The following is a 7,182-nucleotide window of genomic DNA, read 5'->3' on the forward strand; positions in this document are numbered from 1 at the left end:
CGCACCGGCTGCTGGCGCGCAGCGCGCGGCAGGTGGCGCGGACGGTCAGGGGGGCGCTGAACGCATGAGCGGACTGGATTACTGGCTGGCGGACAAGAGGCGGGGGCAGGAGACGCGCTTCATGAAGCGTTTCGCCCCGGCCTGCTGGACCGTCAATTTCCCGCGCCCGATGATGGCGAGCGTCGTCACCACGGCCGCCGACGCGCTGCGGGTGGACGCCGTTTTCTATGGATCGGGCGATCTGGCGGGGCTGATCTGGGAAGCGGAGGACAAATGGAGCCATCCGCTGCTGGCCTATGAAACGGCGAGGGACTTCCGCCAGTGCGTGCTGCGGTTCCGCTGGCGCAGCGGGGGGCTGAGGCGGCTGGACGAGACGCACGGGCCCACGCTGACGATCGAGGGCAGGGACGAGGCGGGGCAAGCGCGATCCTGGTATGTGCGGCTGTGGAACTATGCCGATGGATCGCCGGAGGATGCGCGGGTCACGCTGGACTTTGCCGATCTGGACGGCGGATTCCTGCTGCCCGGCGAGGCTGATCCGGTGTGGGCCGGGGATGTCGACCGGATGTTCATTTCCATCGCTCCGCCCGGCTATGACGCGGGGTCGACGCCCTTCGGCGCGGCGGTGGAGGGATGGGCCGAGATCAGCGGCATGAGCTGCGACGGCGCGGGAAGCGTGCTGAAGGTTGGCGACGTCATGGTGCCCGAACATGGGCTGTCGATGGCGACGGGTTATGACGACTGTTTCAACCAGACGCCGGAGCGGATCGTCGCGTCCATCCATGCGCTGGGCTATCGCGGCGACATCAACCATTATGTCGGCATGAGCCATTATTTCCGGCTCGAACCGCTGGGCGACGGCCATTATGTGAGTCTGGCGGGTGGCGTGCTGAATGCGCCATGCACGGCCTGGCACGCCGATTTCGCGCGGCGGGCCAGGGCGATGGGGATGGGGATCATCTGGTCTCTGTCCTACGAGCTGTTCGACGCGCATTGCTGGAACGACTGGAAGCAGCGGGCGGAAAATGGCGCGCCCGCGCTGACCGGCTGGTCGCCGCCTTCGACATTGCTGTCGCCAGCGCATGACGGGGCGATGAGCTATTTGCGGCTGGTGGCGGGCGCCTTTGTTTCCATCGCGCTGGCGGCGGGCCTGACCGTCAAGTTCCAGGTCGGCGAGCCATGGTGGTGGGTGATGGGCGATGGCCGCATCTGCCTGTATGACGATGCGGCGCGGGCGGCGTTCGGGGGCAGCCCGGTGTCCATCCCCGATGTGCGAGGGACGCTGACCGCCGCGCAGAAAGCGCTGCTGGATCAGGCGGGCGCGGTGCTGGCGGCTTCGACGGCGGCGCTGTGCGCATGGGTCAAGGGGGTCGCGCCGGGCGCGGTGACGCATCTGCTGGCCTATCTGCCGACCGTGCTCGACCCGCTCGCGCCGGAGGCCAAGCGGGCGAACATGCCCGTGGGATGGGCATATCCTGCGTTCGATGTGCTGCAACTGGAAGATTATGACTGGGTGACCGAAGGGCGGCGGAGCCTGACGGACAAGGGCGTCGCGCTTGCGACAGCGCGGCTGGGCTATCCGGTCGCGGAGCAGCATTATTTTTCCGGCTTCGTGCTGTTGCCGAGCCAGGCGGTGCAGTGGCGCAGGATCGCCGATGCGGCGGAGATGGCGGTGCGGCGCGGGACCGCCGCGACCTTTATCTGGGCGCTGCCGCAGGTGGCGCGGGACGGCTTCACCTGCTTCAGACTTCAGGAGGATGAGGACATGCAAGCCTTTGACGATGTGGCTTTTCCTTTGAGCATTGGGCGCGAGGCCAGCCTGTCGCCCGCATTTTCGACGCAGATCGTCGAGAGCCCGTCAGGGCATGAGCGGCGCAGCAGCGACTGGGCCGATGCGCGGTTGTCGTTCGATGCCGGGCCGGGGGTCCGGTCGGAGGCGGATATCGCCGCGCTGATCGCCTTTTTCCGTGCGCGGCGGGGCGCGGCACGGGGCTTTCGCCTGACCGATCCCTATGACGATCGCAGTTGCGCGATCGGGCAAGCGCCGAGCGCGATAGACCAGCGGCTGGGCATCGGCGATGGCGTGCGCGCAGAGTTCCCCTTGCAGCGCCATTATGGCGGCGGGGAGGACGCGCAGACGCGGCGGATCACGCGGCCGGTGCCGGGGAGCATCAGGGTTGCCGTGAATGGCGTGGAACTGTCGGGCGGGTGGAGCCATGCGGGGTTGGGCGTCATCGCTTTCGATGCCGCGCCAGCGCCGGGCGCGGTGGTGACGGCGGGGTTCCGTTTCGATGTGCCGGTGCGCTTTGCCGAGGACCGGCTGGACATCAACCGCGCGACCTTTGCCGCGGGCGAAGCGCCTTCGGTGCCGCTGGTGGAGATCAGGGAATGAGCGGGCTGGAGGGATTGGACAGGCCGCTCGCCACGCTGGCTTTCTGCTGGCGGCTGGAGCGGCACGACGGCGTCACCATCGGCCTGACCAGCCATGACCGGGACCTGGAGATCGGCCATGTCCGCTATCGCGCCGCGCCGGGAATGATGCCGTCGGCGATCCACAGCCGGATCACGGCGGAGGGCAGCGATACCGATGTGGCGGGCGCGCTGGTGGCGGATGCGATCAGCGAGCGCGACCTGATGGCGGGGCGCTGGGACGGCGCGGCGCTGGAATTGCGGCTGACGGAATGGGAAGCGCCCGGCGAGATGTGGCTGTTGCTGGCGCGGGGCGAGATCGGCAGCGTGACCTGCCGGGGCGGCGCTTTCACGGCGGAACTGGTGGGGGCGATGGCTGCGCTGAAAGGGCCGGTCGCGCCGTCTACCTCGCCCGATTGCCGGGCGCATCTGGGCGACGGGCAGTGCCGCGTGGACCTGGCGGGGCGGCGGAAGCTGGTGACGGTGACTGGCGTGGATGATGCGGTGGTGAGCGCGACTGGCCTTGCCGCTGGCGTCTATGGCTATGGCAACCTGCGCTGGCTGACGGGGCCCAATTGCGGGACGGTGCAGGCGGTCATCGACAATGATGCGGGCAGCGTGACGCTGGCCGACGCGCCGCACTTTGTGGTGGAGCCGGGAACGATGGCGCTGCTGACGGAAGGGTGCGACCGGCGGCTGGAAAGTTGCGCCACGCGCTTTGGCAATGCCGCCAATTTCAGGGGCGAACCCTATCTGCCGGGGACGGATCTGCTGACCCGCTATCCCGGCGCATGAGTGATGAGGAGAGGGCGGCGCGGATCGTCGCCGCCGCGCGCGATCTGGTGGGCGCGCCCTTCCGCCTGCACGGCCGCAGCGTGGAGCGGGGCGTGGATTGCGTGGGGCTGGCCGTGCTGGCCCTTGCGCAGGCGGGGCACAGGGGCACGCCGCCGCGCGGATATGGCCTGCGATCCGGGAATGAAGCGGTGGCGCGCGGCTGGCTGGGCTGGGCGGGGCTGGTGGAAACGGATGGCGGCAGGCCCGGCAGTCTGGCGCTGGTGCGGCCGGGGCCGTTGCAACTGCATCTGATGGTGGTGGTGCCGGGCGGCCATGTGCACGCCCATGCGGGGCTGGGGCGCGTGGTCGAGATGCCGGGGCCGTCACCCTGGCCGGTGATCGGCCACTGGCGAATGGAACAGGAGGAGAGATGGCGACTATCGTTCTGACGGCGCTGGGCACCGCCATTGGCGGGCCGCTGGGCGCGGCGATCGGCGGGCTGATCGGCAACAGCCTGGACCAGGCGGTGCTGTTCAGGCCCAAGGGCGTGGAAGGGCGGCGGCTGGCGGACTTGCAGGTGCAGACGTCCACCTATGGCGCGCAGATACCGAAGATTTTCGGCACGATGCGCGTCGCTGGCACGGTGATCTGGGCGACGGACCTCAAGGAAAAGCGGAGCAGGAGCGGCGGGGGCAAGGGGCGGCCGAGCGTCACCAGCTACAGCTATTCATCGAGCTTCGCGGTTGCCCTGTCGGCGCGGAAGGTCAAGGCGGTGCGGCGTATCTGGGCTGACGGAAATCTGCTGCGCGGGGCGGCGGGGGACTTCAAGACGGAACTGGGCGCTTTCCGGCTGCATGGCGGCGGGGAGGAGCAGGCGGCCGACCCGCTGATCGCGTCGGCGCAGGGGCTGGCGCGCGCGACCGCGCATCGCGGCATCGCCTATGCGGTGTTCGAGGATCTGCAACTGGCGGATTTTGGCAATCGCATCCCATCGCTGACGTTCGAGGTGGAGGCGGATGAGGGCGCTGCCGGCATCGGCGCGGTCGCGCGGGAGCTGTGCGGGGATGTGCTGGCCGGAGGGTTGCCGGGCGCGGTGGATGGCTATGCGGCGGGCGGACGCGACGTGGCGGACGCGCTGGCTCCCTTGATCGAGGCGCATGACCTTGCCTTTGTCGACAACGGCGGGGGGCTGGGGCTTGCCGGTTCCGTGGTCGAAGGGACTCCGGCCGAGATTGGGCGCGAAAGGCTGTGCCAGCGAGTGAACGGGCGCATACTGGACCCGTCCGAGCGGTCGGGCGCGGCGGCGGAAGGCGTTCCGGCCGCGCTATCGCTTCGTCACTATGATGCGGAGCGGGACTATCAGGCTGGCGTCCAACGAGTGAGCCGTCCGGGGCCGGGGAGGACGGAGCAGGGCATCGACCTGCCCGCCGTGCTTTCAGGCGATGCGGCGCGGACGCTGGCGGCGCGGCGGCTGGCCCATGCCTGGGCAGGGCGATCGAGCATGTCCCTGCGCTGCGGCTGGGATGCCCTGCGCCATGAGGCTGGCGATGTGGTGCGCGTGGAAGGCGCGCCGGGCCGATGGCGGATCGAGGAGCGGGAATGGGAGGGGATGGCGGTCCGCCTTGCCCTGCGCCGCGTGCCGGGAGCGGAGGCGGTGCTGCCCGCCGGTGCGTCTTCGGGAACGGTGGTGCGGCAGGAAGATGCGCCGCATGGACCGACGAAGCTGATGCTCGTGGACCTGCCGCCGATCAGGGATGGTTCGGCCGTGGCTCCGGTGATCGTGGCCGCGGCAAGCGGCGGGGCGGGATGGCGGGGCGCGGCGCTGTTCTCAATGAGCGCGAGCGGCGAGGCGGCGCCCGTGGGACGAACCGCTCCGGCCGCGGTGATGGGGCGGGTGGACGGCGTGCTGCTGCCGGGCAGCGCGACGATGATCGATGAGCCCAACGCCTTGCATGTCACGCTGGGATCGGCGGACATGGAATTGGCGGATGCGGACGAGGCGGCCTTGTCCGCTGGGCGCAATCTTGCGCTGGCGGGGCGTGAACTGATCCAGTTTTCGCGCGTGGCGCAGACGGGGCCGGATAGCTTCCGGCTGGAAGGGCTGCGGCGGGGCCTGTGCGGGACGGAATGGGCGATGGGGGCGCATGAACCGGGTGAGGCGTTTCTGTTGCTGGAAGAGGAGCGGCTGGCCGAACCCTTCGTGGCGCAGAGCGGTGTCGAGCCGGGGGCGCTGCTTCGCCTGGCGGCGATCGGCGTGGGCGACGCGGAACCGGCGGAAGCGGCGCTGGTGGTGAGCGGCGAGGCGCTGATCCCGCCGTCTCCGGTGCATGTGCGCGCCGTTGCGGACGGATCGGGCGGATGGACGATTGGCTGGACACGGCGGAGCAGGGGCGGGTGGCGCTGGCTCAGCGGGTCGGATGCGCCGCTGACCGAGCAGAGCGAACGCTATGAGGTGAGGGTGCTGCGTGGCGGCGCTCTCCTCCGCAGGGTGGAAATCGTTGAGGCCGCCTGGTCCTACGATGCGGCCATGATCGCTGCCGATGGCGGCGGAGCAGTGGCGATCGAGATCCGGCAGATCGGGTCCTTTGCGGCGGGCCGTCCGGCCGTGCTGCCGCTTTTCCTCTGACAGCTTTCCTGGAAGGATATGATGATGACGACCGATGTGACGCCCCGCTGGGCGCTGCCGCAGCTTTTTTCAGGGCAGGCGCAAAAGGAGCTTTTCCACAATGAGGCGCTGGCGCGGATCGACATGCTGCTGCATGGCGAGGTGGAAAGCGCCGATCAGAATGAGCCTCCCGCAGATCCGGCACCCGGCAAATGCTGGATCGTCGCGGCGGGCGCCATGGGGGCATGGGCGGGGCAGGAGGATGCCGTCGCCTGCTGGACTGAAGGCGGGTGGCGGTTCGTCGCGCCGCGCACTGGCCTTTCCTTATGGGTGACCGACCGCGCCAATAACATGCATTATACCGGCGGGAGCTGGCAGGATGCGGGACTTGGCGAGGACGGATTGTATTTTGGCGGCCTTCGGATCGTCGGCAGCCAGGGCGCGCCGATTACTGCGCCCGCCGGGGGCGCGACTGTCGATGGTGAGGCGCGAAGCTCCATCGCTGCTATCCTTGCTGTTCTGCGCCACCACGGGCTCATCGCGTCATGACTTTGTCATAGGAAACTTTTACATGAAAGGTCTTTGCCTTTACCTTGTTTCCTGCCTCAATCGGCCGATATGATGTAAAAGTGCAACAGTTTCGCCAAATGTGGACTTGCCATGAAACTTTCTTGCCGATACAGGGTTTCAGCAGTCCTTCGTGACACTTTTGAAAGGGGAATCCAAATGCGGAAGCTTGCCCTCGCGGCTGCGCTTGCGACCAGCGCCCTGGCCACCCCGGCCCTGGCGCGTGATGACAGCTGGTACATCGGTATCGACTCCGGCGTCGTGCTTGTCGAAGATCAGGACATCACCTTCACCCCCGGTTTCGACGACACGGGCGCACTGGTTCCCGGTGGCGTGACCGGCACTGCCGACTACCACAAGGGTTGGGACGGCGACGCGGTGATCGGCTATGACTTCGGTGGTTTCCGTCTGGAAGCCGAAGCTGCCTACAAGCGCGCCAAGGTTGACCTCGACAAGACCGGCATCGGCGGTTCGGCCTCGGCCCTGTCGTTCATGCTGAACGGCCTTCTGGATTTCGGTGCTGACGATGGCCTTCAGGGCTTTGTCGGTGGCGGTGTCGGCGTTTCGCGCGCCAAGCTGGCCAACGATGTGGTCAACGATTCCGACACCGGCTTCGCCTGGCAGGCGATCGCTGGCGTTCGTTACCCGCTGACCAACAACCTCGACGTCTCGCTGAAGTATCGCTTCTTCAACCAGGACGACATCAACCTGATCCCTGCCTACACGACCTTCGCTGGTCCGGCTGGCGCGGATGTGGAAACCAAGCTGCGTACGCACAGCTTGCTGCTGGGTCTGGCGTATAACTTCGGTGAGCCGGCTGCTCCGCC

General features: G+C 68.1%; 6 protein-coding genes. All 6 read left to right on the top strand.

The annotated features are described in order from the left end of the window. The first annotated feature begins 64 nt into the window (after positions 1-64). Complete coding sequence (locus L288_RS22980; protein WP_031303710.1) at positions 65-2,392, top strand: DUF2460 domain-containing protein; 2,328 nt, start codon at positions 65-67, stop codon at positions 2,390-2,392. Beyond that, the gene (locus L288_RS22985) at positions 2,389-3,204 is read left to right on the top strand and encodes a DUF2163 domain-containing protein (RefSeq protein WP_021236454.1); all 816 of its coding nucleotides are present in this window, start codon (positions 2,389-2,391) and stop codon (positions 3,202-3,204) included. Before L288_RS22980 ends, L288_RS22985 begins: the two co-directional genes overlap by 4 nt. Then, the gene (locus L288_RS22990; RefSeq protein ID WP_021236455.1) at positions 3,201-3,632 is read left to right on the top strand and encodes a hypothetical protein; all 432 of its coding nucleotides are present in this window, start codon (positions 3,201-3,203) and stop codon (positions 3,630-3,632) included. Before L288_RS22985 ends, L288_RS22990 begins: the two co-directional genes overlap by 4 nt. Beyond that, positions 3,614-5,809: a phage tail protein gene (locus L288_RS22995; protein ID WP_021236456.1), complete on the top strand. Its 2,196-nt coding sequence runs from the start codon at positions 3,614-3,616 to the stop codon at positions 5,807-5,809. Before L288_RS22990 ends, L288_RS22995 begins: the two co-directional genes overlap by 19 nt. 24 nt (positions 5,810-5,833) lie before the next feature. After that, on the top strand, positions 5,834-6,337 hold the full coding sequence (locus tag L288_RS23000; protein WP_031303711.1) for a DUF2793 domain-containing protein: 504 nt from the start codon (positions 5,834-5,836) through the stop codon (positions 6,335-6,337). A gap of 177 nt (positions 6,338-6,514) precedes the next feature. After that, on the top strand, positions 6,515-7,182 hold a 668-nt coding region (locus L288_RS23005; RefSeq protein WP_021236458.1), incomplete at its 3' end, for an outer membrane protein.

This window comes from Sphingobium quisquiliarum P25, assembly GCF_000445065.1.
GTDB lineage: Bacteria > Pseudomonadota > Alphaproteobacteria > Sphingomonadales > Sphingomonadaceae > Sphingobium > Sphingobium quisquiliarum.